The organism is Microvirga sp. KLBC 81 (assembly GCF_003075415.1).
In the GTDB taxonomy this organism is placed as follows: Bacteria; Pseudomonadota; Alphaproteobacteria; order Rhizobiales; family Beijerinckiaceae; genus Microvirga.
This window is the reverse complement of sequence record NZ_QDAH01000004.1, coordinates 20112-43720: the sequence shown is the minus strand read 5'-3', so window position 1 is coordinate 43720 and position 23609 is coordinate 20112. Positions and strand designations below refer to the sequence as shown.

Below are 23609 nucleotides of genomic sequence, written 5' to 3'. Positions count from 1 at the left end.
TTCGGGTCACTGACGCGGACCTTCGGTTCCGCACGATGCGCTAGCCTCTACGTCTTCCATCGGCCAATCGGTGATGCGTTCCAAAAGCTCGGCGAGGCTGAACTCCTCCTCGGGACCGGCAACCCGATCGCGCACGGAAACCCCGGCGGCATGCACTGTCTCCGGATCGCCGGACACGAGCGGATGCCACCAGGGGAGATCCCGCCCTTCGGCCACGAGCCGATAGGCGCATGTATGCGGCAGCCAGGAAAGGCTGTGCACGGCCTCCGGCGTCAGGCGCACGCAGTCGGAGACCTTGGCCTGGCGGTTGGGGTAGTCCCGGCAACGGCAGGTTTCGTCATTGAGAAGGGTGCAGCCCACATCCGTGTAGAGAACCTCGGCCGTATCCTCGTCCTCGAGCTTCACCAGGCAGCAGCGCCCGCAGCCGTCGCACAGGCTCTCCCATTCGTCGAGGCTCAAAGCCTCGAGCGTTTTCAGGCGCCAGAAGGGCTGCTCCTCCGGCTTGGAGCGAATGGTGGGGGCTGTTTGGGACATGCGGGCTCTGTGAACTCTCTTTGCGGCGGTTTGAGGGAAGGTGCGACGCCACACATTTACAAACCTTTCTCCCGGACGGGGTAGACCTATTTGAACCGGGACAGCTGTTTGTGAGTTGTTGATAACACATGTCGCAGCGTGCAAGCGTTGCCGTTAGGGAAATCAACGATCATAAACAGGGCCTATCAGGCTTCCTGACCTGCTCCGAAGGACCACCGTGCGCCAGCATCCCTCCACTCCCCTCTCGACACGGATCAAGCGTGCCGCGCTCTGGCTGGACGCATGGCTCAACTCGTTCCTGTTTCAGAGCGGACGCGGGCTGGCTTCAGCGTACGAGTCCTATTCCGAGAAGATGAAATGCCTGCGGTTTCGGGGCCCATCAAGCGTCCTTCTCGACCTGACCAGCGAGGCCACGACCCTGGGCGCCGTTGGCGGCATCGTGATGCTCGCCCTGGCGCTTCCTGCCTTCCGCGAGACGGAGGACGACTGGCTGAAAACTCAGGACCTCGCAGTCACCTTCCTCGACCGCTACGGGCAGGAGGTTGGTCGCCGCGGTCTGCACCTCGACGATTCCTATAAGCTCGAGGATTTCCCGAATTATATGATCAAAGCCGCGCTGGCGACGGAAGACCGGCGCTTCTACGATCACTGGGGCATCGACCCCATCGGTACCTTCCGCGCTCTCGTGGTCAATGCCCAGGGTGGAGGCGTGGTGCAGGGCGGCTCCTCCATTACCCAGCAGCTGGCGAAAAACCTCTTCCTGACGAACGAGCGCTCGCTCGAGCGCAAGATCAAGGAGGCGTTCCTGGCGGTCTGGCTCGAATTCCACCTGACCAAGGACGAAATCCTCAAGCTCTATCTCGACCGCGCCTATATGGGCGGTGGCGCTCACGGCGTCGTGGCGGCTGCCGATTACTACTTCGGCAAACCTGCCAAAGACTTGACGCTGGCTGAAGCCGCCATGCTGGCAGGCCTCTTCAAGGCCCCGACGAAGTACGCCCCCCACGTGAACCTGCCGGCCGCCCGCGCCCGCGCCAACGAGGTGCTGCGCAACATGGTCGAGGCGGGCTTCCTGACCGAGGGCCAGATCCAGACCGCCCGCCGTAATCCGGCGACCCCGGTAAACCGCGAGCGCGAGACCACCCCCGATTTCTATCTCGATTGGGCCTTTGAGCAGGTTCAGGCGCTGGCTGCCGAGAAAAAGTTTGGCAGCGAGCGCGTTCTCACCATCAAGACACCCCTCGACACCGCTCTGCAGCGCCACGCGGAAGAGGTTCTGGAAAACGAGCTGCGCCAGAACGGCCGCCAGTACAAGGCAGGCCAGGGCGCGATCGTGGTCATGGACGTGGACGGGGCCGTGAGAGCCATCGTCGGCGGCCGCGATTATGGTCAGAGCCAGTTCAACCGCGCCACCAACGGCCTGCGCCAGCCAGGCTCCTCGTTCAAGCCCTTCGTCTATGCCGCCGCCCTCACCACCAACCCGAAGCTGAATCCCAATTCGAAGGTGGTGGACGCCCCGATCTGCCTCGGCAATTGGTGTCCGCAGAACTATGGCCGCTCCTTCTCCGGCGCGATGCCTCTGTCGTCGGCCTTGGCGCGTTCGATCAACTCCATCCCGGTGCGCATGTCCCTGGAGATCGGCAAGGGCAATGCGAAGGCCGGTCGCGCCATCATCATCGACACCGCCAAGCGCATGGGCCTCACCCATCCCCTGGCGAACGAGAGCCCGCTGCCCATTGGCGCCGCCGAGGTGACGGTGATCGACATGGCCTCGTCCTATGCGGTCTTCGCCAATGGCGGCAAGCGGGCCGCGCCTTATGCGGCTTGGGAAGTACGCAACTCGGCCGGCGAGGTGATCTATCGCCACGACCGCGATACGCCTCCCAAGCAGGTGCTTGAGCCGCGCGTTGTCACCGACATGAACTTCATGCTGAATAAGGTCGTCACGGAGGGCACCGGCAAGCGCGCGGCGCTCGAGGGCATTCCGGTTGCGGGCAAGACCGGCACCACCAACGGCTACAAGGACGCCTGGTTCGTAGGCTACACGGGCAATCTGGTCGCCGCCGTCTGGTACGGCAACGACGATTCCAAGCCCATGAACAACATGACGGGCGGCACCCTTCCCGCTCAGACTTGGCACGAGGTGATGAACTTCGCGCACCAGAACCTCGAGATCCGCCCGATCCCGGGGGTCGACTCGGCGGCCTTCGCACGGGTCGCAGCTTCGGGACGCCCGGCAGCAGACCAGGCGCAGGGACCCTCGCAGGCCTTCCTGGCGGGCACCCTCTCCCGGAAGTCCTATGAAGTACTGGGCAACATAGGCTCCCTGTTCCAGGCAGCGGAACGCACGGTAACTACCGTGAAGGAGAGCACCGCTCCGCGCGTGACCGGGTCTGTGGAAGCCTCCCGCCAAGTGGCCATGCCATAACAATGAATAGCCAGGCCATATTGACGAATGCCGATGGGGCCGCTTCGATGCGCACCCCGACGACCGTATCGAAGCCCGTGACCACCCGTATTGTCCCTACTGCTGTCCTGATTGTCTATGCGCTCCTCCTCGCGCTGGGGCTGGGATTGGGCGCGACCTACCTCATCCTCGACGGCGACCCTCCCTTCGGCAGACTGCGTATCGGTCCCTGGACAGCATGGCCCGCCCTCGGCTCGGCCGATGCCGACCCTTACATGCGCGCCATTCTCGCCCAGCGCGGCGCAGTGCCCCTAGCCATCGGCGAAGGCCTCGGCTTCACGGCCGTAACGGACAGCGAAGGTAGGCCGCTCGATTCCGCCTGCACCTACCGCATCGGCTCCGTCGCCCCAGCGGCACGTTTGTGGACGTTCTCCATCTACGACCAAAACGGCCAACTCCCGAAAACCGAACTGGGGCGCAGCAGCTTCACCTCGGCTGAGATTTTGCGCGACACGCAGGATCATTTCATCATTGCCCTCTCGCGAGGCCTGCAGGACGGCAACTGGCTACAACTCCCCGGCTCAGGCAATTTCAGCATCGTGCTCAGGCTCTACGATACTCCTGGGGCCGCAGGCACGGGTCTGACCGAAAGCGTTTTCCCCGCCATCGAGCGTGTGGAGTGCGGCGCATGAGAGGATTCGGCCGTTTTTTGATCACCACGCTCTGTGGCCTCGTGCTGGCCGTGGGCGTTCACATCGCTTCCATTCTCGCCACCCCGCATCTCGCCGAGCATGACGCCTTCGCGAAGATCGCGCCGACGCTCACAGCCGATAAAGCGCAGATCATCAGCGCGCCGGGCGGGGAGAGCACCTGGATGCCGTTGCCCGATCCGGCAATCGCTGTCGCCGCCTGCGCCTATGATCTGCGCGATGGACCCATGCGTGTCTCGACGAGAACGGGGTCGAACCTGCTGTCGTTTGCCTTTCACAAGAAATCCGGCGGTGTCTTCTTCGCCGTGACGGACCGCGCCGCCGTGCGCGGCGAACTTGAAATCGTCGCCATGACGGCGCGCCAGCTCGACGAGGCGCGCGCAGCGGAGGACGAGAACGAACCCTCCCGCGACGTGCGGATCGTTGCCCCCGAGCAGGAGGGCTTTGTCATCGTGCGAGTAGCCGCGCCCACCGCCAGTCAGCGCCTTCAGGCGGAAGAGGTCGCCAAGGCCGTCTCCTGCATCACCGAGCAGGAAGGTTAAGGTTTCAAGACCATGCCCTGGCGTCCCATGACTGCGCAGGATCTTGCGCAGGTGCAGATCCTGGCCGACACGATCCATGTCGATCACCCGGAGGATGCGGCGGTCTTTGCCGAGCGCCTGCGCCTTCATCCGCAAGGCTGCTTGGCGCTCGAAGAAGACGGACACCTGATCGGCTACGCCGTCACTCATCCTTGGCATTTCGGCAAGCCGCCCGCACTGAACTCGCTACTAGGCGAAATTCCGCACGACGCAACGACCTACTACGTGCACGATGTGGCGCTGCTGCCGGAGGCACGCGGCAATGGCTACGCCTCGCAGGTAGCCGAAAAGCTGGCTCGCCACGCAAAGGCAGCAGGCTTCAGCAATCTGTCACTGGTGGCCGTCAACAACTCTCAAAGTTTTTGGGAGCGGCTGGGTTTTCGTACGAGAAATGTTCCCGGTCTGGAAGAAAAACTCCTCTCATATGGACCGGATGCGATGGTGATGGTGCGCAAACTCGCACAGACACTCAGCTGACGCAAAAAGCGTCATGATTAAAAAATAAACTCGGAAAGATTTACGAGCGGCGACGGCCGGGGCGGCTATTGGCGTAAGGACGGGACGGACCAGGACTCGGCTCGGGCCGCTCATAGCGTACGCCCGTGAAGAGAAGGATCTCGCCTCTCGGCTCTCCGGCATCGATATGCGGACGTTGCGGCCGGTCCGCAGCATCAGGAAAAGCAATCACCACTCCGGGCGATCTCACCCACGCATCCTGCATTGCAGCCTCCTCTATGGCTCTAAAATCAACATTTGTAACTCGCTCACACAAAAAGCCTTATGGTTAACAGACCGTTTCCAGCACGCGGAGCCTGCTCGAAAATTGCGGGGCCTGACATGAAAACAACATTCCCGGCCGCGCTTCAGTTCCGGGGCGCTCACGGTCATGTGTGCTGTACCGCACAGTCGGAGGGCACAGCGGTCTTGCGGGTTAAAGATGCGCTAACACACCATCTTTAGGTTCGAGCCGGGCTGCGCTGGATAATGAGTTGAGTATGGCATCCTCTGCGAACCCAGGCCTCTGGTCTGATCTTTCCGACTTGAGCGGCGCGGACGCATGCGCGGCGCTGTTGAAGGTCAACGCGGACATGTTCGTGGCCGCTCCCGCGCGCGACCGTGAGAGCATCGAGACTTTCGAAGCCCTGGCGCTGGGTTTTCTGCCGAAAGCGGACCGCACAACCCTTCGCGAGATCGCACGCATTCTTGCCCCCTGCCCGGACACGCCGCCTTCCGTTCTCGATTACCTGCTCCAGCATGTCCCCGAGGCGCGCGGCGTCATTCTGCGCCACCAGTCACCGCCCGCGTCCTTGCCTGATGCAATGTATCTCGCAACACCAGCCGGCCGGGTGCATCTTGCCTCGCAGCCTCATCTCGACATCGCGACCATCGAGCGGATTCTCGTGCTTCGGGAAGAAACGAGTGAGGACATTCTTGCCACCAATCCAGCCTTCCCATCATCTGCAACGGCTTTCCACCAACTGGTGAGACGCGCCATCAAGCGCCCTGCCCTTGCGCGTATCCTGCTTCAACGCACCGATCTCACAGCGGCACACGAGGCGTGCCTCTATCTCGCAGCGGACGGCCAACGGCGCAGGCTCATCCGAGAGCGTGTCGCGCAGACCCTTGCCCCGGCGACCTCCCCGTCCTTCCGTCTGGCGGAGCACGATGTGGCAGCATTCCTTGGCGCCGCAAAGGATGGCGATATCGCACGCTTCGAGCGAATGCTGTCGGAAGCCTTCGGTTTTCCCGTCCCAGCGGAGTGGCGCATTCTGCAGATCGGACGGCATCTGCTTCTCGCGTTGGCTTTGAAAGCGCTCGGCTTTTCAGAAAAGGTAGCGACACGCATCTTCCTGACGCTTCATCCGGCCCTGTCCTATCCTCTTTCCACGATCCGAGACCTGGTGCGCGAGAAGCGGGAGACCTCCAGCGCAGTCGCACTGGCTCTCGTCGAGACGATCCTCGGCATGAGAGCGCTCCCAGGAGACAGCAGGAAGACTTAAGTGTCTGGTGCGAGATCGAGGAAGTGACGTCCCTCGCGGTCATCCACTTCCACCAGCCAGAGATCGGAGTCGAAGCGAAGCTCGCGCGCCATTCTCTCCTCCACATCGAGAGGCATGACTCCCTGCAAGATCGGCGCGAAGAGACGCTCGTCGCTGTCCTCGACGAAGAGCTGCGGCGCAGGCCCGTAGAGGCTCGCCGTGCCGTCGAGATGATCGACCTTGACGAAAACCGCTCCGGCCTCGGCAGCACCGCGCTTGCGCAACGCGGCGTCGACGCCTTCCACACCGCAGCGGCGTAAGTACGCGGAGACCCAGAAATCGGAGCGAAGGCGAGCCATTACTGGACGGCAATGCCCGACAGCGCGGAGAGTTCACGCACTGTGCGCGGGCTGAACGCGCCAGTTACCGGCAGGCGCCTGTCCTGCTCGAAGCGCTGAATCGCCTGACGCGTTCCAGGTCCCAGCTCGCCATCGACCTTCACGCCGTACCCTAGGCGCGCGAGTGCGCGCTGGCCGGAGAGCACGATGTCACCTCCGTCGGGCCGCCCCACATTGGCAGGCGGCGTCGGCACCGGACCGCCGAGGCGGATCATTTCCGCAATCGGATCGCGCACAGTAGATGCTCGCGCGGAAGCGGATGCGGAAGCAGGAGCCTGAACCGCGGCCTGCTGCGTGCGTGCGGGTTGCGGCTGAGGCGCGGCACTGGGTACGCCGTTGTTGCGGATCAGATCAGAGATGGCACTGCGCGGTGCCGCTCGGGGTGCAGCAGCTGCTGGCGCCGGAGCGGCTTCAATGGGGGCCGGATCCTGTATGGCAGGCTCCTCGTGCGCAGCCATGTCTTGCGTCTCCGAAGACTCAGCGCCCGGCCGCGCCGGAGGCAAGGGCTGTGCGGACGCAGGCAATGGCGCAGGAGCGACAGCAACCGCCGGATCACGATGGGTGAAAAGCGGCGCAGGATGCCGGACGTTCTGCAACAGCAGCGCGTTCCACGCGATCACGCCGGCACAGCCCGTGAGGAAAATGGCCGCCACCATGCGGCCGGGATGGTTCAGAGCCTGCGTGACCAGGCGCTCCCCTAAGCCGATCCTGCGCGGTGGCCGCTTCGCCGCACGCTTTTGCTGCGGACGCGGCGGAGCCTTCCGCCGCACGACAGCGGGCAGATCGAAATCGTCATCGGACTCGGCAGCGAAAGCGTCACGCACAAGCATCACCCTGTTATTGAAGGAGCAGCATGATGGTTGGGCGCATCCTCTCCGTGACAAGCCCCGAGCCGATGCCGGAGGTCACCGGCGAGAGCATCCAAAGCCGCTCCTCCCTCTTCTTGTCGAAAGCGTGGCAGAGGCGCCTTAAGCGAACACTAAAACCATGCCCTCTTGCCTTTCTAAACCATGGCGGCTGACGGGCAAATGAACGTGGCCGCAGCCTCAAGCGGAACACGCATCCTATCTTTTTCCTTGAAATTCAAAGACCTTAACAACCTCGTCGCTGGCCGCCGGGTCTTTAACGATTGATTCATCCTGTTCGCAGGTTGTCTGGCCTTCGCCTACGCGCCGCCGGTCCGGCACGTTATGATGCATCACCTTTCGACCTGTTCAGGCAACCAGCAGCCGCCATATGTTTTCGATCCTGCGTTTCGTCGTCATCGTCGGTGTTATTTTTTACTACTCGCCCGTTCGTCAGCGTGGCGAGGGACCCGATCCGCTGCAGGAGTTCTTCGCCCCGAAGAAGGTCGCGCAGGCGGCCCCAGCAACGACAGCCTCGCCTGCGGCCGAGGGAACGCCGGGCCATTTGGAAACCGTGTGGCAGGCCCTGCCCGATAGGGCCAAGCAAGCCGTGGTCGACAAGATCCTGACCACCTCTGGCCTCACGCCCGCCTCCCCGAAGCCCTCCGACACGCTGCAGCCGGAAGACCGTGCGGCCCGAGGACACAAACCCCGCGGCTGATTGTCAGCCGGCCCGTCGCCAAACGCTTCGGCAATGATTATATGAACGGCAGACAAAGCAGGGATGCCATGCTGCCGACCATTGACGAGATCGTCTCCAATTTCGAGCTGCTCGACGACTGGGAAGAGCGCTATCGCTATGTGATTGAGCTGGGGCGGATGATGGAGCCGCTGCCGGAGGAAGCCCATACCGAGGCGAACAAGGTGAAGGGCTGCGCGAGCCAGGTCTGGCTCGAGATGCGCCTCGACCAATCCGACGGCGAGCCTGTGCTCCACCTTCTGGGGGATAGCGACGCCCACATCGTCCGCGGCCTCGTGGCGCTCATGATCGCGCTCTACAACGGCAAGACGCCCGAGGAAGCCCTCTCCACCGATGCGCTTGGCCTTTTCAAGGAGCTTGGCCTTGCGGAACATCTGACGCCGCAACGGTCGAACGGCGTCAGATCCATGGTCGAGCGCATCCGCCGCGATGCGCAGATGGCCCAGGCTGCTCTCTAGAGCTTTTTTTGGTGAAGTGGCTCCGGCTCACCATCAAAGAATGCGGCCCGGCAAAGAAGAGAGCTGATTCCGTGCCAATGGAATCAGCTCTAGAGCATCGGACCCAAAAGTGGACTTACACTTTTGGGACCAATCCGATGCTCCCTTCTCTAGAGAGCGCATCGTTGAAGCGTAAAACCGGGTCCACTTTTCCGCACGAGGCGCTAGGCCTCGCTCTTTAGGCCCGCCCTCCCTCGATCACGACGGCCCGCCACGTCTTGATGCCGCGCGAACCCGCAGGTCCCCGTGCGGCGGCTTCGATGCCGTAATGCTCGGCGAGCCTTGCCAAGGCGAGGCGCACCACGATCTTGGCGGAGCGCTGTGGCCACCCCCGCTCGCGTTCGATCTGTTCCAGACCCTTCAGGAAGCCGCACAGATCCATGAGCAGATCGCTGAAGTCGGAACCGACTGCATCGAAGGCATGCCGGATGCGCTGGCGGGCGGCAATCATGCGATCGGTCGCCTCCGACGGTGAGGCAGGACCACCCCCGGTCGGCATCGCATCCCACCGCGCCGTCACGCCCGGCAAGAGGCCAGCCAGCATGATGTCCGTGCGCAGCCTCTCGCCGGCCTGATAAGCGGACTCGTCGATCATCGGCACCCCGTTGCGATCCTTGCGGCGGCGCAGCCAGTCGAGAGGACTCTCCTCCGCATCCATCCGCACCCGTTTCAAGCCGACCTCGGTCTGGATCGTGGCGGTGACGGTTTCCCGGTGCTGGTGCAGAAAGGCTGCTTCCGGCTCATCCACGGACGCGCGGCGCAGATAAGAGCGGCCCGCCTCGCTCAGAACCAGCGTCCTTTGTCCCGCTTCGCCACGCTGCCAGCAGGCAAGATCCTGCCGAACGAGCGTCTCCGCATCCGCGGCTCCAAAGCGCCCGGCACCGACCGATATGCCTGCGCGCTTCCTGTGGACGATGACGCTCCCCTCGTCGGTGGGATCGACCATGACGCGAGTTTCCGCAACGTCGAGCACAGCCAGAAGTCGTGCTGCCTCTCGCGGGAGGGATGTGGACCATGCCGCCATGGGAACAGGACCGCCCGCCCCTCTCATCTGATTGGCAAGCCTTTGCTTTTTAGTCTTCCGGCGCACGGTAATCCCTGCGGGGGCAATCGTTTGATGAACTCGCTCGTTCTCATTTTTGTTCATGTTTTGTTCCTAAAAATAAAGAAAGAAAGGACTCACCCCTCCACCTCTGATAGTGGGCGCTTATTCCTATCTGTCAATGAGATTCAAATCTGTTGATAAGAGTGAGGATAACTTAGGCACCACCCCTCTTGGGCCAACAAACGCCATGAAGGCGCGATCGCGTCGTGACCGAAAACAAAAGCCGCCCCCGGAGGGCGGCTTCAAAAGGCGCATGCCTTGCCCGGCTTAGCCGCGCGAGGAACGGCGCTTCCGGCGCTGCTGGCCGAGACCCATTTCCTTCGCGAGCTCGGAACGAGCCTTGGCGTAGTTCGGGGCAACCATCGGGTAATCCACCGGCAAAGCCCACTTCTCGCGATACTGCTCGGGGGTCATGTTGTACTGAGTGCGCAGATGGCGCTTCAGCGACTTGAACTTCTTACCGTCCTCGAGGCAGACGATGTAGTCGGGAGTGACGGACTTCTTCACGGGGATGGCAGGCTTCGGAGCCTCGGCCGGGGCTTCGACGGTGCCGCCACCAACACGCATGAGAGCCGAGTGGACATCGTTGATCAGCGCAGGCAGCTCGCCCGACGGAACAGAATTGTTGCTCACATAGGCCGAGACGATATCCGCAGCCAGCTCAATGTAGTTCGATGCAGCGATATTGTCGCTCATTTTGATTTTCTTCCTTTCCGGCCCATAAGAACAGCTCAAATGCCTTTCGGCCTTATTTTTGAGCAGTCATCGCGCAAGCAATGCTTGCTTCATTCTTGAACCGCACTGTACACGCACAGAAATCGTGCCTACTCGTTCAGGTATGGCAAATTCGCTCTGAAAACAAGATCATTAGAAGGAAAACTTTGGAAAACTTGGGGTCAACTTTCCGTTTGCAATAAACCCAGGTTTAACCAATGGGAAAAAGCGGAATCGGTCTTGAGCAACAGAATATTGAATTCGCGCCTGTTCAACCAGAAGAAGTAGCTAAAAAGACGCCTGGCGAATGGCGCACCCGAATGACCCAACGTAACTGGCGGCGGACCTCGCATGGGAAATTCGAGTTATGTATGCATAATCGATCCCGCCCTAGACCCGATCCGGATAGTTTCATGAAACGCGAGCGCCTTCCGTCCCGCCCCCTGCCCTCTGCGCCGGTTATCCCCGCAAAGCCTTCCAGCTTCGAGGTACATGGGGTCAGGATCCAGGACGATTACGCATGGCTGAAGGCCGAAAACTGGAAGGAGGTACTCAAGAACCCTGCCGCTCTCGATTCGTCCATCCGCCAATGCCTGGAGCAGGAGAATGCCTATACGGCCGCCGCCTTTGCCGGCACGGAGGATTTCCAGACCCGGCTCGTGGCCGAAATGCGCGCGCGCATCAAGGAGGACGATTCTTCCGTTCCCCAGCCTGACGGCCCCTTTGCTTACTTTACCCGCTACCGGGAGGGAGGCCAGCACCCCCTCGTCTGCCGCCAGCCTCGGGAAGGCGGCGATGAGACGATCATGCTCGATGGGGACAGGGAGGCCGAAGGCCACGCCTTCTTCGACCTGGGCGGCGCGGACCATTCCCCGAGCCATCGCCTCCTGGCCTGGGGCTCGGATGTGAAGGGCTCCGAATATTTCACGATTCGCATCCGGGATCTCGAAACCGGCAAGGACCTTTCCGACGAGGTGCCTCATACCTCAGGCGGAGTCGTGTGGCTCAACGACAGTTCCGGCTTCTATTATGTGGAGCTCGACGAGAATCACAGGCCCGTCAGGGTCAGGCGTCACCTGATCGGCACCGATCCGGCTCGGGATGAAGCGATCTACGAGGAGAAGGACCCCGGCTTCTTCGTGAAGCTCGGTGTGACCCAATCGGATGCTTTCGTGCTGATCGAGGCGAGCGACCACGAAACCTCGGAGGTCTGGCTCCTCGACCGGTCCGATGCCGCCGCCACGCCCCGCCTCGTCGAAGCCCGTACCCCACAGCTGCAATATGATGTGGAGCACCACGGGGACAGCCTGATCATCCTCACCAACGCGGACGGCGCAGAGGACTTCAAGATCGTGACCGCTCCGGTCGCAACGCCCGGGCGCGCCTCTTGGAAGGATCTTGTTCCCTACCGCCCGGGCATCATGATTCTCTCAGTCGTGGCGCTCGCCCGCTATCTCGTGCGCCTGGAGCGGGAGAATGCGAGCCCGCGGATCGTGCTGCGTGAGATCGCAACGGGACGGGAGGAGGCGATTGCCTTCGACGAGGAGGCCTATTCACTCGGTTTCACTCCCGGCTACGAGTTCGACACGGATGTGATCCGCTACCACTATTCATCGCTCACCACACCGAACGAGGTGACGGATTACCACTTGATTACGGGCGAGCGGACGCTCCGCAAGCGCCAGGAGGTCCCCAGCGGCCACAATCCGGCGGACTACGTCACGCGCCGTCTCTTCGCCACCTCCCCGGATGGGGAACAGGTGCCGATTTCGATCCTGCACCGACGTGAGATCGCGCTCGACGGATCGGCTCCCTGCCTGCTCTACGGGTATGGCTCCTACGGCATGTCCATGCCGGCGAGCTTCCGCACCAGCATCCTGTCTCTCGTCGACCGGGGCTTCGTCTACGCCATCGCCCATATCCGGGGCGGCACGGAAAAGGGATGGCGCTGGTATCTCGACGGCAAGCGCGAGAAGAAGCCTAACACCTTCAAGGACTTCATCGCCAGCGGCGAGGCGCTGGTCCAGGCAGGCTACACCGCGCGCGGGCGGATCGTGGCCCATGGCGGCAGCGCGGGCGGCATGCTGATGGGAGCGGTCGCCAATATGGCGCCGGACCTCTTCGCGGGCATCATCGCCGAAGTGCCTTTCGTCGACGTGCTCAACACCATGCTGGATGCGGAACTCCCCCTCACCCCGCCCGAATGGCCCGAGTGGGGGAACCCGGCCGCCGATGAAGCCGCTTTCCGCACCATCCTGTCTTATTCGCCCTATGACAATGTTAAATCCCAGATCTACCCGGCGATCCTGTCGCTCGCGGGCCTCACAGACCCGCGCGTGACCTATTGGGAACCGGCGAAATGGGTGGCCCGCCTCAGAGCTATGATGACGGGAGGTGGCCCGATCCTGCTCAAGCTCAACATGGATGCAGGCCATGGCGGGGCCTCCGGGCGCTTCGACCGCCTGGAAGAGGTTGCCCTTGCGTATGTTTTTGCAATCAAATGCATTGAGGGATTTCAGGCATGATATAACTCATCACCATGGTGAGGTGCAGTCCTGTCGAGAGTGAGCGTCCATGAGCAAGCGCGGTGGTTTACCGGCCCCTGATGAGGTCATTTCCCTCCAGAAGGACGACAAGCAGCGGATCGTGGAGCTTGAGCGCCAACTGCGCGAGACGGAGCTGGCCCTGCGCCTGACCAGCGGCAAACTGCGCATGGCTCTCGACGTTGGAAAGCTCGGATCATGGGAGCGCGATCTCGAGACGGGCGAGGTCACGGGCACAGCCGCCTTCAAAGCCTGTCTGGGCCTCAAGCCGGACGCAAAGCTCACGCATACCGAGCTTCAGGCCATGTTCCACCCGGCCGACCTCGAGCGCATCAATCAAGCCGTTTCCTATGCCCTTCGCACCAGGACGGATTTCAACATCGAGCACCGGGTCCTGAAGGCTGACGGAAACATCGGCCATGTCCACGTGCGTGGCGGTGCCATCTATGAAGGCGACAAGCCGATCCGGTTCATGGGTGTTATGCAGGACGTCAAGGAGCGGCAAAAGATCAGGGAGGAAATGGACCAGGTTCAGCGCCGCCAGGAGTTCCTCCTCAAGCTCAACGATCAGCTCGGCAATATCGACGACCAGTATAAGATGATGGAGATCGCTGCACGCAGGGTAAGCGAGTTCCTGAAGGTCGATACCGCGGGCTATGGCGAAGTCGATGAGGAACGCGGCGTTGTCGTCATCGAACGCGAGTGGTCGTGGGGGCTCATCAGCAACGAAGGCAGGGTTGAAAGGCTGGACCATTGCTCAGGGATTCTTGCGTCGTTGAGGCGCGGACAACCTGCCATCGTCAACGACATGGCAAGTGATCCCCGCATTGCCAATTCGGTTGCCCAGTCACTCCTCAGCAGGAACGTGCGTTCGGGTTTTGTCGTACCTCTTCACAAGGGTGGACGCTTCATCGCCGAATTCTACGTCCATTCATCGGTGCCTCGGGATTGGACGAGCGATGAGATCGCGCTTGTCGAAGATGTGGCGGAGCGCACTTGGCTTGCCATAGAGAAGGTCCGGGCGGAGGCGAATCTTCGCGAGACGGAAGCACGCTTCAAGCTCATCGCGGAATCCCTTCCCGCTCTGGTGTGGATTGTAAAGCCTAACCTGGAATTGACTTACACGAATGAACGGTGGGTGACCTATTCGGGTCTGTCTCCGGAAGAGGCCCTGGGGCATAGCTGGACGGCTGCCATTCACCCGGACGATTGGGTGAGAATGACCGAAGAGTTAAAGCCTGTCGTTGCCAATGAAACCCCTTATACCACCGAGGTCCGCTACCGCTCGGCGGAAGGGGAATATCGCTGGCATATCATTCGAGCGGCACCTGTGCACAGCGCGAGCGGCGAATTCAAAGGGTGGGTCGGCACCAGCGTCGACATCCATGATTTGAAAATGACGGAAGCGGCATTGCGTATCAGCGAGGAGCGCCTGTCGCTGGCACAGCGCGCCGCGCGGATCGGTGTTTTCGACTGGGACGTGTCTTCTAATTCCATTACTTGGACGTCTGAGCAGGAGGCTCTGTTCGGTCTTGGGCCCAATACCTTCGAAGGCAACTATCAAGGCTGGGCCTCGCGTGCTCACCCGGATGACGTCGCCCTCTTCGAAAGGACTTTCAGCGAGGCCACCGCTCGCCACGACCGCGAGCTGTCGTTCACCTATCGAATTCCGCTGGCGGACGGAACTTACCGCAACATAGAAGGCACCATGGTAATCTTCTATGCCCCGGATGGCAGCCCCTCGCGTATTGTCGGGGTCAACATCGATGTGACCAAACACAAGCAGGCGGAGGAGCGCCAGCAGCTGCTGATCCGCGAACTCCACCATCGCGTGAAGAACACCTTGGCGACCGTGCAAGCCATCGTGGGCTCGACTGCGCGCACCGCATCCAGCATCGACGAGTTCTATCAAGGATTCGTAGGTCGCATCGTATCGCTTGCACGCACCCACAACCTGCTCACCGAAGACCTGTGGCAGAAAGCCGATTTACAGGAGCTGGTGGAGACAGAGCTCGGCCCCTACGAAGATGAGGCCCGCAATCGCATCTTCATCGATGGCCCGCATGTCGAGCTACCCTCGGAAGCGGCGGTGCCTATTGGTATGGCGATCCACGAGCTCACGACCAACGCTGCCAAGCATGGCGCTTTATCTACCTTTGGCGGGCAGGTTGAGGTCCGTTGGCACATCGAGCACAGCGAGGAGCGTCCGATGTTGCAGTTCACCTGGACGGAGAATGGCGGACCACGTGTCACAAATCCAGCTCGCCAAGGCTTCGGCTCCCGCCTGCTGCAGCGGGTCCTGTCCGCGCAACTGCAAGCTAAGGTCAACATGGACTTCCGGGAAGAAGGGCTCCGCTTCACGATGAGCATGCCCATTCCGGTCGATCCGCCCCTTTTCGACCCCGATAAGTAGCACCGCACATCCCCATCGCGGACGACGAGCGCCCCCTTCACCGTTGGCATTGGGTTCAGGCTGTTTCAAATGGCGGGAGAGCACACATTTAAAGCTTGCACGGCATCGGCATTCACACGTCCAGCCTGGTGTAAAAGACCAGAAGGAATCCGCCTATCCATCCGGCGGAGTGAGGAGACATCATGTTGTTGAGCGCAAAACGATCGCATCTTCTCGTAGTGGATGTGCAATCCAGGCTCATGCCGGCCATTCACGAGGGCGGCTCCACGCTCAGGAACATCGGCGTGCTGCTGCAGGCGGCCTTCCGGCTTGGCGTTCCCGTAACGGTGACCGAGCAGTACCCGAAGGGGCTTGGCCCGACGGTCGCCCCCGTGGCGGACAATCTTCCGGCTGCTACGCCCGTGCTTCCGAAGACGAGCTTCTCCGCGGCTGGAGACCCGGCAACGGCGGAGCGCGTCGCCGGGCTTCGCGGCGAGGGGCGCGATCAAATCGTGATCTGTGGGGTTGAGGCGCATATCTGCGTGCTGCAGAGCGCGCTCGGACTCAAGAGTATGGGGCTCGCCGCCTTCGTCGTTGCCGATGCGGTCTCGAGCCGCTCACCTGACAGCGTCAATGCCGCTTGTGCCCGCCTGCTTCATGCGGGCTGCCATTGGGTGACCACGGAAATGGTCGCGTTCGAGTGGATGGAGAGGGCCGCGACGGACGACTTCCGAGCCCTCTCTCCCCTGTTCAAGTAGCGGCAGTTCCACCCTCGCCGCCCGAGGCGATGAAGGCCTTCAACTCGTCGAGGGAGTGGAAGCGGAACACTCCGCTCGGGGTCTGCGCCTCAATGGAGCCATCGGAGAACATCACGTAGGTGTTGTTGCCGGAATTGTAGGTACCGACGACCGTAGTGCCGGAGCGCGTCTCCTTGACAGCCTCCTCCTCGCGCGCCGATTCTTCTGAAGCGGCACTCTCCTCTTCGGCGAGGACAGGCTCTGGCTCCCGCTCGGTCTCTGGCTCTCGAGCAGAGACAGGCTCGGGCAGCGGCTCGAGAATATCATCGCGATCAAGGGCGTTCTGCCGCTCCTCTGGCTCCTCCAACTTGGGCTCGCCGGCAAAGAGCGACGTGTCCGCCTCTGTGACACGTGGTTCGATGTAAGTTTCGTTAGGCCGCTCGGCCAAGAGGAAATCCGGAACCTTTATTTCAGGCTCCTCATCGGCGCGGCGTTCGGCGCCTTTGCTTTCCCTGGGGGGGAAGAGTGGGAAAGGCTCGCCTTTGGGGATCTCATTCTCATCGGGACTCTCACGAGCCTCGGCGACCGACTCCAGCTTGTCGCTGTCGGCGAAAAGAGGCAGGTCCGCTTGGCCTTCGTCCCGATCCTTGTTCTCGCCACGGTCGAGCAGCTTGCCGCCCAGCAGGCCGCCCGTAAGGGCAGCCATGGATACACCTGTCGAGGACGATGGCGCCTCTTCCTGCATCTTTTCGTTGAAACCAGTCTCTAAGCGGGCAAGTTCAGCCTGAATCTGGGTGAGTCTGGACACAGCAGCTGTGATGCCGAGGAGCAACGCACCGCAGGCCGCGCTGAAGCTGCCTGCAATCACCATCACCCAGCCACGTTCTATCAGGACGATGTCCCATCCGAAGAAAGCAGCCACTAATCCACCCAAGATCATCGCAAAAGCGAGGGCCAGAAGAGCGATGATCATGCCGTCTCCATCATACGCAAACCAAGGTTTTCAAGGGCATAGCTATGCCTCTATAGGCCAAAGGCAACCTATTGGAAAGATTGACCAGAAAAAAGTCCGGCTGCCGACCGTTGCTCTTGAGCCTGGGGAGCTTTAACTAACGCACACAGGTCGCTCAATCCAAAGGAGACGCCGATGTCGTTCACTCTGCCTGAACTGCCCTACGCCTATGATGCCCTGCAGCCCTACATGTCGCGGGAAACTCTGGAGTTTCACCATGACAAGCACCATGCTGCTTACGTCAACACCGGCAACAACCTGCTGAAAGGCACGGAATTCGAAGGCAAGAGCGTCGAGGAAGTCGTGAAGGGCTCCTACGGCAAGAACCAAGCCCTCTTCAACAATGCCGGCCAGCACTACAACCACATCCACTTCTGGATGTGGATGAAGCCCAATGGCGGCGGCGCGCTTCCCGGCAAGCTCGAGAAGAAGATCGTCGAGGATCTCGGCTCGGTCGACAAGATGAAGGAAGACTTCATCCAGGCCGGCGTCAGCCAGTTCGGCTCCGGCTGGGCCTGGCTTGCCGTGAAGGACGGTAAGATCACGATCATGAAGACCCCCAACGGCGAGAACCCGCTGGTCCACGGCGCTCAGCCGATCCTCGGCTGCGACGTGTGGGAGCATTCCTATTACATCGACTACCGCAACCGCCGTCCCGACTACATCAAGGCCTTCCTCGACAACCTGGTGAACTGGGAGCACGTCGAGGAGATGTTCGAATCCGCGACGAAGTAAGCGGACATCCCGTTGTGTCAGGCGGGCCTCTTCGGAGGCCCGTTTTGTTTTGGCCCTATCCGGTTCCGCTCGCCCGCCAGAACTCCGCGTTGGGAATGCATCCCTCCGCATCGGCGCTGAACTCGGGTCTGATGCGGTTGAGGAAATACATGTCGATCGCGCCGATATGTTTGACGCTCACCGAACCTCGCGCCTCGGCCTCGAACAGGCGTGAGACATGATGGAACGTGCTGGCCGAGATGTTGATGCGCCCCGGCTCGCACGCTTCCTCGAGTCGCTGCGCAACGTTCACCGCATTTCCCCAGATGTCATAGGTAAAGCGGCGGTGCCCGACGATGCCCGCAATCGCCGGGCCTGAGTTGATCCCGATACGCAATTCCCAGGACGCAAGACGCAGCTTCTCTCGCTGCCGGTTGGCGCTCCGGATATAGGTCTGCATCTGCAAGGCTGCGAGGCAGGCATCGATGGGATGGGTGCGGTTGGGCATCGGCAATCCGCCGGCGCAGAGATAGGCATCACCGATGGTCTTGATCGTCTCCAGCCGGTTGTCTGCCGCGATCTCATCGAAGCGTCCGAAATTCTGATCGAGTTGATTGAGGAGGCGCGCCGGATCAAGGGTTTCGGTGAGCAGCGTGAACTTCTTGAAATCCGCAAAGAGGATCGTGGTGGCCTCGTGAAAGCGTGGCTCGACCTTTCCGTATTGCTGCAACTCATCGGCCACCGGCTCCGGCAGGATATTACGCAGAAGCCGGTCCGATTGATCTCTCGCCTCCTCCGCTGAGGCTTTTGCCTGAGCGAGTTCATTCAACAGAGCATTGCGCTCCAATAGCTGACGCCGCAGTTCCAGGAGAGCCATAGCCTGCTGCGCCAAGCGACGCACGGCCTCGCGCTGAGAGGGCCGCAGCTCACGAGGCTCAAAGCCGACGACGCACAAAGTGCCGAGAGCATACCCCTCCCGATTGATCAGCGGCATACCACAGTAGAAGCGCAGGTGCGGCTCCTGTGTGACGACAGGTAGATCCTTGTAGCGCTCATGGACCGTTAGGTCGGGAACATAGATAAGATCGTTGGAGCAGATCGTGTGGCTGCAGACGGTGATCTCGCGTGGGCATTCGGTGAAGTCGGCAGGCAATCCATATTTCGACTTCATCCACTGCCGGTGCTCGTCCACGAGGCTGATCAGGGCGACAGGACAGCCACAGATCTCGGCTGCCAGCTCTGTGACCGCATCGAAGGCGAATTCAGGTGGGGTATCAAGCACCTGATAGAGGGCAAGCGCCGCCAGCCGCTCAGCTTCGTTGACGGAGGTTGCCTCCTGCATCGGTCAGCTCCCTAGGCCCCCTCAGCCCCTCGATAAGCCTGCGCTGTCACGCCCTTCTACTATACGCGATTTTCATTGGATTTCAGGAAAATTCAGGCTGCTTTCCGCTCAGGCGAGGTCGGGAGCGAGCTTCAGCCCCCGCTCCTGCAGCAGGGTGCCGAAGGCATCGGACCTGAGATAGTCAAGCTCTGCGACACGGCTTTCGACAGCCGGGTCGAGGCTTCGCAGTTCGTCATCCACGTAGCCCGGATGGCACATGACAAGCGGCATGGACCCCAGATGCGAGAAAGCCGTCTCGAAAATGCGGCTGGCCGGCACCGAGAGATCGAAGGGCGCGAAGCCCGAAAAACCCTGGTTCGTGGAAAAGCCTGCAGTCCGCGCCTCCTGGGCAAAGCCTCGCGCAAAGCCTTTGACGATGAGAGCCTTCCCTCGCCCGATGGGGCGGCGCAGGATCGAGGCCATTCCATCATCCGGATCGCGCAGCCAGATGCGGCCGGCATAGCCGCGCTCCTTCAGCACCTCGAGCAGAGGCTCTCTCACCCCAGGCAGCACATGCACGTGCTGATGCCCGTCGACGAAAGATGGGGGCTCCCCATGGGCCTCCTCGAAGGCATTAAGCTGGCGCACGATTTCCCCGGCGATCTCGGCCCGATCGAACTGCCCCTTGAAGGCCCTGGCCAGTATGTCCTTGAGCGCTGGGAACCGCCCCGTGGGAGCCAGGTGCGGCATCTCCCCCAAAGGCGAGCCAGTCGTCAGGTTAAGATGCAAGCCAACCGCGATTCGCTCCTTCAAGGGTTTCAGGTCAGGCGCAGCCCGCCGCCAGCCGGACATATTGGTCATGGCGCCCGTAGCCGAGAGACGGCCCATTTTCGCCAGTTCCGCGATACCCCGGCTCACGCCATCGCTGAGGCCATAATCGTCGGCGCAAAGAATGACGCTGCGAAAGAATGGCATGGATATCCCTGAACTCGGCTTTGCCGCACCCTAAGCATGATCCGGAACCAGCGGTCCGCGCCAGCGAAAAGTGGGAACCGGTTATCCGGTGAGATCATGCGGCAATAAGAGGCCGGTCCAACACGCCACATTCTAACGTCAAACTGTACATAGGCACTTGAGCAAAGCCGCAAACTCGGCTCTTGATGCGGCCAAACATGAAGGGTTTACAGCCGTGGCGTCGCCAAAGCTCAGCGTCATCATCCCCGTGCATAACGAGAGCGCCAATATCCGGCCTCTCTGCGAACGCCTGTTTCCGGTGCTGAACCGGATCGGCCTTGCCTGGGAGGTGGTATTCGTCGACGACGGCAGCCGGGACGATACCCTCGAGGTTATCCGCTCCATGAGCGAGACAGAACCTCGGATCGGGGCTGTCTCCTTCAGCCGGAACTTCGGCAAGGAGATCGCCATCGCGGCCGGCCTCGACCACGCCCGAGGCGATGCGGTGGTGATCATGGATGCAGACCTGCAGCACCCGCCGGAGATGATCGAAGCCTTCGTCGAGCGCTGGCAGCAAGGTTACGACATGGTCTACGGCCAGCGTACCGACCGCTCCGACGAGACGCGGGTCAAGCGCGGCTTCGCGCATCTGTTCTACCGCCTCTTCTCGCGCTTTGGTGAGATCAGCCTGCCTGAGGGTGCAGGCGATTTCAGGCTCATCGACCGCAAAGGCGTCGATGTGCTGCGCACCCTGGGCGAGAAAGCGCGCTTCTCGAAAGGGCTTTATGCCTGGATCGGATTCAGGGGTGCTGGCGTTCCCTTCGTGGTGGAGGAGCGCCGCTTCGGAACGTCGAAGTGGAGTTTCAGAAAGCTCTTCCGCTTCGCCTTCGACGGCATCGCAGCCTTCTCCACGGTGCCGCTGAGGATCTGGACCTATCTCGGCTTCCTGATCTCGTTCCTGTCGATCGCCACCGCCGCTTTCTTCCTCGTCAGAACGCTTCTCTTCGGCACCGACCTTCCCGGCTTCCCGAGCCTGATCGTGTCGATCATGTTCTTCTCCGGCATTCAGCTGATGTCGCTCGGCATCATCGGCGAATATGTGGGCCGCATCTTCGCGGAGGTGAAGCGCCGTCCGCTCTATGTGGTGGCTGAGCGGATCGGCGCGACGGCGGAAATCTCGAACAGCCTCGTTCCCGACAATTACCTGCTGCGTCAGGCCTGACCGATGTTCAAGAAGCTCCTCTCCGTCGGCGGCTGGACGCTTGTCTCTCGCATGACCGGCTTCATCCGTGACGTGGTGATCGCGGCCGTGATGGGTGTCGGGCCCGTGGCGGACGCATTCTTCGTGGCCTTCCGCATCCCCAATCATTTCCGCGCCATTTTCGGTGAAGGAGCGTTCAACAACGCCTTTCTCCCCACCTACGCGCAGGTCCTCGAAACAGACGGCAAGGCACGCGCCACGTCGTTCGCCAGCCGCATCACGACCCTGATGCTGATCGTGCAGATCGCGCTGCTGGTCGTGGCGTTCTTCGCCATGCCCATCGTCGTGTCGCTTCTGGCTCCGGGCTTCTCGGACGATCCCGCAAAGTTCGACCTCGCCGTCACTCTGACGCGGATCACCTTTCCCTATCTGCTGCTGATCACCATCGTCACCATCTATTCCGGCATCCTGAACGCCCATGACCGGTTCGCGGCAGCCGCCGCCGCGCCAGTCCTCCTCAATGTCTCGATGATCGTGGCGCTGGCAGCGGTATTTCTGTTTCCGAATGCAGGATATGCAGCGGCCTGGGGCGTGACCGCCGCAGGCATTTTCGAATTGCTGCTGGTCTGGACATCGGCGCGTCGAATCGACGTTTCTCCCGGCCTGGAAAAGCCGCGCATCGACATCGCGATGATGCGCTTCTTCAAGGCCCTCGGCCCTGCCGTGATCGGCTCCGCCGGCGTGCAGCTCGCAATCTTTGCCGACACCATCATCGCGTCGTTCCTGCCCACAGGCGCAGTCTCGTCGCTCTACTACGCCGACCGTCTCTATCAGCTTCCCCTCGGCGTGATCGGCATTGCTGCCGGCACCGTGCTGCTGCCCGAAATGAGCCGCCGCATCGCGGCTGGTGACGAAGCAGGCGCCTATGCCGCGCAGAACCGCACCGTGGGCCTCACGCTGGCTCTGGCCGCCCCATTCCTCGTCGCCTTCCTGGTGATGCCGGACCTCATCATGTCCGCCCTCTTCCAGCGCGGCGCCTTCGATGCCGAGGCCGCACAGCGGGCGGGCGCCGTTCTGGCAGCCTATGGCCTCGGTCTTCCTGCCGCCGTGCTGATCCGCTCCGCCGTGTCCAGCTTCTATGCCCGCTCTGACACGACGACGCCGCTGATCGCCTCGCTCACGGCGGTGGCCGTGAACGTCCTCGTGAAGATCCTGCTGATGGACGCTTACGGCGTGGTGGGGCTTGCCCTTGGCACAGCCATCGGCGTGTGGACCAATCTCATCCTGCTCTTCATGCTCGCCTACCGACGCGGATGGACGGCGCCGAACCGCTCGTTGGCTAAGACCTTCCTGGCCATCGCAGCGGCAAGCGTTCTCCTCGCCGCTTTCGCCTGGTTTGCACCCGCTCCTCTGGATCGCTGGACCGCCCTCCTCCCCCTGTGGCGAAACGAAACGCTGCTGGGTGCGCTTGGGCTCATCGGCGCGCTCATTTACGGCGGCATCCTGCTCGCCGGAATGAAAGTCATGGGCGTGAGGCTCGCGCGCCGCTGAAGCACAAGGTGAACAACTCCCGCTTCGCGGCGATGCCGCGCAGCCGATGGTGACCAAGAGGCTCGACAGGAACCGGACTGACCGATGCCACGCTCTCCGACATGATGACGGAGCACCCGAGCGACTGGCAGAGAGCCTCCATGCGGCTCGCCTCGTTGACGGCGGGCCCGATCACGGTGAAATCGAGCCGGCCCGCAGCGCCGATATTGCCGTAGAAGACGTCTCCACAATGGAGGGCGATGTCGAGATCGAGCGAGGTCTCGCGGTCGCGAAGGCGATTGACGGCGGCATTCCGCTCCAGGGCCGACTGTGCCGCACGGATGGCAGAAGCGCAGGCTTCCTCCCGCGTGCGCTCTGCGGTGATGGGAAAAGCGGCAAGGACGCCGTCACCCATGAATTTGAGCACCTCGCCACCCTGCTCCGTCACGGGTTCCACCATCGCCTCGAGATGCTGGTCGAGCCGGGCGATCAGGTCCATTCCGGCCATGTCGGCGAGGGCCGTGAAACCGCGCAGATCGGCAAAGAGCAAGGCTGCCGTGAGTGTCGTTCCAGAGCCGCGCCGGATTTCGCCGCTGAGCACCCGGCGCCCGGCTGAGAGGCCGACATAGGTATCGAGCATATCAACTGCCAGATTGAGCAGGGTGATGCGATAAG

At 61.7% G+C, this 23609-nt stretch carries 23 protein-coding genes; 13 read left to right on the top strand and 10 right to left on the bottom strand.

Going from position 1 to position 23609, the window contains the following annotated elements; all coding sequences use genetic code 11:
* Positions 1 to 6: 6 nt before the first annotated feature.
* Positions 7 to 534, bottom strand: coding sequence for a YcgN family cysteine cluster protein (locus DC522_RS04180; protein WP_116527452.1), 528 nt, complete (start codon positions 532 to 534; stop codon positions 7 to 9).
* 217 nt (positions 535 to 751) lie between these two features.
* Here DC522_RS04180 and DC522_RS04175 point away from each other — a divergent pair, with 217 nt between their 5' ends.
* The 4 genes from DC522_RS04175 to DC522_RS04160 are packed head-to-tail and all read left to right on the top strand — an operon-like array spanning position 752 to position 4709.
* Entirely contained in the window at positions 752 to 2962 is a 2211-nt protein-coding gene (locus DC522_RS04175; RefSeq protein WP_116527451.1) for a transglycosylase domain-containing protein, read from the top strand.
* A 47-nt stretch (positions 2963 to 3009) separates the two neighbouring features.
* Entirely contained in the window at positions 3010 to 3633 is a 624-nt protein-coding gene (locus DC522_RS04170; protein ID WP_165820043.1) for a DUF1214 domain-containing protein, read from the top strand.
* Positions 3630 to 4193 carry a hypothetical protein gene (locus DC522_RS04165; RefSeq protein ID WP_116527449.1) on the top strand — a complete coding sequence of 188 codons (564 nt, stop codon included), beginning with the start codon at positions 3630 to 3632 and terminating at the stop codon, positions 4191 to 4193. The genes DC522_RS04170 and DC522_RS04165 overlap by 4 nt, the downstream gene beginning before the upstream one ends.
* Positions 4194 to 4205: 12 nt before the next feature.
* Positions 4206 to 4709, top strand: coding sequence for a GNAT family N-acetyltransferase (locus DC522_RS04160; RefSeq protein ID WP_116527448.1), 504 nt, complete (start codon positions 4206 to 4208; stop codon positions 4707 to 4709).
* A gap of 40 nt (positions 4710 to 4749) precedes the next feature.
* Here DC522_RS04160 and DC522_RS04155 read toward each other — a convergent pair whose 3' ends face one another.
* Positions 4750 to 4953 (bottom strand): hypothetical protein, encoded by a 204-nt coding sequence (locus DC522_RS04155; RefSeq protein WP_116527447.1) that lies wholly within the window; start codon positions 4951 to 4953, stop codon positions 4750 to 4752.
* A 274-nt stretch (positions 4954 to 5227) separates the two neighbouring features.
* Between DC522_RS04155 and DC522_RS04150 the strand changes: the two genes are divergently transcribed.
* Positions 5228 to 6232, top strand: coding sequence for a DUF2336 domain-containing protein (locus DC522_RS04150; protein WP_116527446.1), 1005 nt, complete (start codon positions 5228 to 5230; stop codon positions 6230 to 6232).
* Here the strand turns inward: DC522_RS04150 and DC522_RS04145 are convergent.
* Both DC522_RS04145 and DC522_RS04140 read right to left on the bottom strand, forming a co-directional pair.
* Positions 6229 to 6570 carry a DUF1491 family protein gene (locus DC522_RS04145; RefSeq protein WP_116527445.1) on the bottom strand — a complete coding sequence of 114 codons (342 nt, stop codon included), beginning with the start codon at positions 6568 to 6570 and terminating at the stop codon, positions 6229 to 6231. The two genes, DC522_RS04150 and DC522_RS04145, sit on opposite strands and share 4 nt — an antisense overlap.
* Positions 6570 to 7433, bottom strand: a complete 864-nt coding sequence (locus DC522_RS04140) for a peptidoglycan-binding protein (RefSeq protein ID WP_165820042.1) — start codon at positions 7431 to 7433, stop codon at positions 6570 to 6572. The genes DC522_RS04145 and DC522_RS04140 overlap by 1 nt, the downstream gene beginning before the upstream one ends.
* 412 nt (positions 7434 to 7845) lie before the next feature.
* Here DC522_RS04140 and DC522_RS04135 point away from each other — a divergent pair, with 412 nt between their 5' ends.
* Both DC522_RS04135 and DC522_RS04130 read left to right on the top strand, forming a co-directional pair.
* Positions 7846 to 8175 carry a hypothetical protein gene (locus tag DC522_RS04135; protein ID WP_116527443.1) on the top strand — a complete coding sequence of 110 codons (330 nt, stop codon included), beginning with the start codon at positions 7846 to 7848 and terminating at the stop codon, positions 8173 to 8175.
* Positions 8176 to 8243: 68 nt separating this feature from the next.
* A complete protein-coding gene (locus DC522_RS04130; protein WP_116527442.1) occupies positions 8244 to 8672 on the top strand; it encodes a SufE family protein in 429 nt (142 codons plus the stop codon).
* Positions 8673 to 8889: 217 nt separating this feature from the next.
* On the opposite strand, the gene DC522_RS04125 is transcribed toward DC522_RS04130, so the two are convergent.
* Together DC522_RS04125 and DC522_RS04120 are read right to left on the bottom strand one after the other, a co-directional pair.
* Positions 8890 to 9735 carry a DUF6456 domain-containing protein gene (locus tag DC522_RS04125; protein ID WP_116527441.1) on the bottom strand — a complete coding sequence of 282 codons (846 nt, stop codon included), beginning with the start codon at positions 9733 to 9735 and terminating at the stop codon, positions 8890 to 8892.
* Positions 9736 to 10083: 348 nt separating this feature from the next.
* Positions 10084 to 10512, bottom strand: a complete 429-nt coding sequence (locus tag DC522_RS04120) for a MucR family transcriptional regulator (protein WP_047189559.1) — start codon at positions 10510 to 10512, stop codon at positions 10084 to 10086.
* A gap of 431 nt (positions 10513 to 10943) precedes the next feature.
* Between DC522_RS04120 and DC522_RS04115 the strand changes: the two genes are divergently transcribed.
* The 3 genes from DC522_RS04115 (at position 10944) to DC522_RS04105 (ending at position 16223) form a co-directional block, all read left to right on the top strand.
* Positions 10944 to 13055 (top strand): S9 family peptidase, encoded by a 2112-nt coding sequence (locus DC522_RS04115; RefSeq protein WP_116527440.1) that lies wholly within the window; start codon positions 10944 to 10946, stop codon positions 13053 to 13055.
* A 49-nt stretch (positions 13056 to 13104) separates the two neighbouring features.
* Positions 13105 to 15486, top strand: a complete 2382-nt coding sequence (locus tag DC522_RS04110) for a PAS domain-containing protein (RefSeq protein WP_116527439.1) — start codon at positions 13105 to 13107, stop codon at positions 15484 to 15486.
* 182 nt (positions 15487 to 15668) lie between these two features.
* The gene (locus tag DC522_RS04105) at positions 15669 to 16223 is read left to right on the top strand and encodes a hydrolase (RefSeq protein WP_116527438.1); all 555 of its coding nucleotides are present in this window, start codon (positions 15669 to 15671) and stop codon (positions 16221 to 16223) included.
* Here the strand turns inward: DC522_RS04105 and DC522_RS04100 are convergent.
* Positions 16216 to 17175: a hypothetical protein gene (locus DC522_RS04100; protein WP_116527437.1), complete on the bottom strand. Its 960-nt coding sequence runs from the start codon at positions 17173 to 17175 to the stop codon at positions 16216 to 16218. The genes DC522_RS04105 and DC522_RS04100 overlap by 8 nt on opposite strands.
* Before the next feature lie 174 nt (positions 17176 to 17349).
* On the opposite strand from DC522_RS04100, the gene DC522_RS04095 reads away from it, so the two are divergent.
* Positions 17350 to 17949, top strand: coding sequence for a superoxide dismutase (locus tag DC522_RS04095; protein WP_116527436.1), 600 nt, complete (start codon positions 17350 to 17352; stop codon positions 17947 to 17949).
* Positions 17950 to 18004: 55 nt separating this feature from the next.
* Here the strand turns inward: DC522_RS04095 and DC522_RS04090 are convergent, their stop codons facing one another.
* Both DC522_RS04090 and DC522_RS04085 read right to left on the bottom strand, forming a co-directional pair.
* A complete protein-coding gene (locus DC522_RS04090; protein ID WP_116527435.1) occupies positions 18005 to 19270 on the bottom strand; it encodes an adenylate/guanylate cyclase domain-containing protein in 1266 nt (421 codons plus the stop codon).
* A gap of 108 nt (positions 19271 to 19378) precedes the next feature.
* A complete protein-coding gene (locus DC522_RS04085; RefSeq protein WP_116527434.1) occupies positions 19379 to 20224 on the bottom strand; it encodes a ChbG/HpnK family deacetylase in 846 nt (281 codons plus the stop codon).
* A 214-nt stretch (positions 20225 to 20438) separates the two neighbouring features.
* Here DC522_RS04085 and DC522_RS04080 point away from each other — a divergent pair, with 214 nt between their 5' ends.
* Complete coding sequence (locus tag DC522_RS04080; RefSeq protein WP_116527433.1) at positions 20439 to 21425, top strand: glycosyltransferase family 2 protein; 987 nt, start codon at positions 20439 to 20441, stop codon at positions 21423 to 21425.
* Between the two features lie 3 nt (positions 21426 to 21428).
* On the top strand, positions 21429 to 22955 hold the full coding sequence (murJ, locus tag DC522_RS04075; protein WP_116527432.1) for a murein biosynthesis integral membrane protein MurJ: 1527 nt from the start codon (positions 21429 to 21431) through the stop codon (positions 22953 to 22955).
* On the opposite strand, the gene DC522_RS35750 is transcribed toward murJ, so the two are convergent.
* Positions 22927 to 23574, bottom strand: coding sequence for an adenylate/guanylate cyclase domain-containing protein (locus tag DC522_RS35750; protein ID WP_256369835.1), 648 nt, complete (start codon positions 23572 to 23574; stop codon positions 22927 to 22929). The two genes, murJ and DC522_RS35750, sit on opposite strands and share 29 nt — an antisense overlap.
* Between the last annotated feature and the right edge of the window lie 35 nt (positions 23575 to 23609).

Bases quoted from the DNA above. Each gene is read 5' to 3' on its own strand.
- DC522_RS04180 (WP_116527452.1), bottom strand. From the start codon at position 534: ATGTCCCAAACAGCCCCCACCATTCGCTCCAAGCCGGAGGAGCAGCCC.
- DC522_RS04170 (WP_165820043.1), top strand. From the start codon at position 3,010: ATGCGCACCCCGACGACCGTATCGAAGCCCGTGACCACCCGTATTGTC.
- DC522_RS04165 (WP_116527449.1), top strand. From the start codon at position 3,630: ATGAGAGGATTCGGCCGTTTTTTGATCACCACGCTCTGTGGCCTCGTG.
- DC522_RS04160 (WP_116527448.1), top strand. From the start codon at position 4,206: ATGCCCTGGCGTCCCATGACTGCGCAGGATCTTGCGCAGGTGCAGATC.
- DC522_RS04155 (WP_116527447.1), bottom strand. From the start codon at position 4,953: ATGCAGGATGCGTGGGTGAGATCGCCCGGAGTGGTGATTGCTTTTCCT.
- DC522_RS04150 (WP_116527446.1), top strand. From the start codon at position 5,228: ATGGCATCCTCTGCGAACCCAGGCCTCTGGTCTGATCTTTCCGACTTG.
- DC522_RS04145 (WP_116527445.1), bottom strand. From the start codon at position 6,570: ATGGCTCGCCTTCGCTCCGATTTCTGGGTCTCCGCGTACTTACGCCGC.
- DC522_RS04135 (WP_116527443.1), top strand. From the start codon at position 7,846: ATGTTTTCGATCCTGCGTTTCGTCGTCATCGTCGGTGTTATTTTTTAC.
- DC522_RS04130 (WP_116527442.1), top strand. From the start codon at position 8,244: ATGCTGCCGACCATTGACGAGATCGTCTCCAATTTCGAGCTGCTCGAC.
- DC522_RS04125 (WP_116527441.1), bottom strand. From the start codon at position 9,735: ATGGCGGCATGGTCCACATCCCTCCCGCGAGAGGCAGCACGACTTCTG.
- DC522_RS04120 (WP_047189559.1), bottom strand. From the start codon at position 10,512: ATGAGCGACAATATCGCTGCATCGAACTACATTGAGCTGGCTGCGGAT.
- DC522_RS04115 (WP_116527440.1), top strand. From the start codon at position 10,944: ATGAAACGCGAGCGCCTTCCGTCCCGCCCCCTGCCCTCTGCGCCGGTT.
- DC522_RS04110 (WP_116527439.1), top strand. From the start codon at position 13,105: ATGAGCAAGCGCGGTGGTTTACCGGCCCCTGATGAGGTCATTTCCCTC.
- DC522_RS04105 (WP_116527438.1), top strand. From the start codon at position 15,669: ATGTTGTTGAGCGCAAAACGATCGCATCTTCTCGTAGTGGATGTGCAA.
- DC522_RS04100 (WP_116527437.1), bottom strand. From the start codon at position 17,175: ATGATCATCGCTCTTCTGGCCCTCGCTTTTGCGATGATCTTGGGTGGA.
- DC522_RS04095 (WP_116527436.1), top strand. From the start codon at position 17,350: ATGTCGTTCACTCTGCCTGAACTGCCCTACGCCTATGATGCCCTGCAG.
- DC522_RS04090 (WP_116527435.1), bottom strand. From the start codon at position 19,270: ATGCAGGAGGCAACCTCCGTCAACGAAGCTGAGCGGCTGGCGGCGCTT.
- DC522_RS04085 (WP_116527434.1), bottom strand. From the start codon at position 20,224: ATGCCATTCTTTCGCAGCGTCATTCTTTGCGCCGACGATTATGGCCTC.
- murJ (WP_116527432.1), top strand. From the start codon at position 21,429: ATGTTCAAGAAGCTCCTCTCCGTCGGCGGCTGGACGCTTGTCTCTCGC.
- DC522_RS35750 (WP_256369835.1), bottom strand. From the start codon at position 23,574: ATGCTCGATACCTATGTCGGCCTCTCAGCCGGGCGCCGGGTGCTCAGC.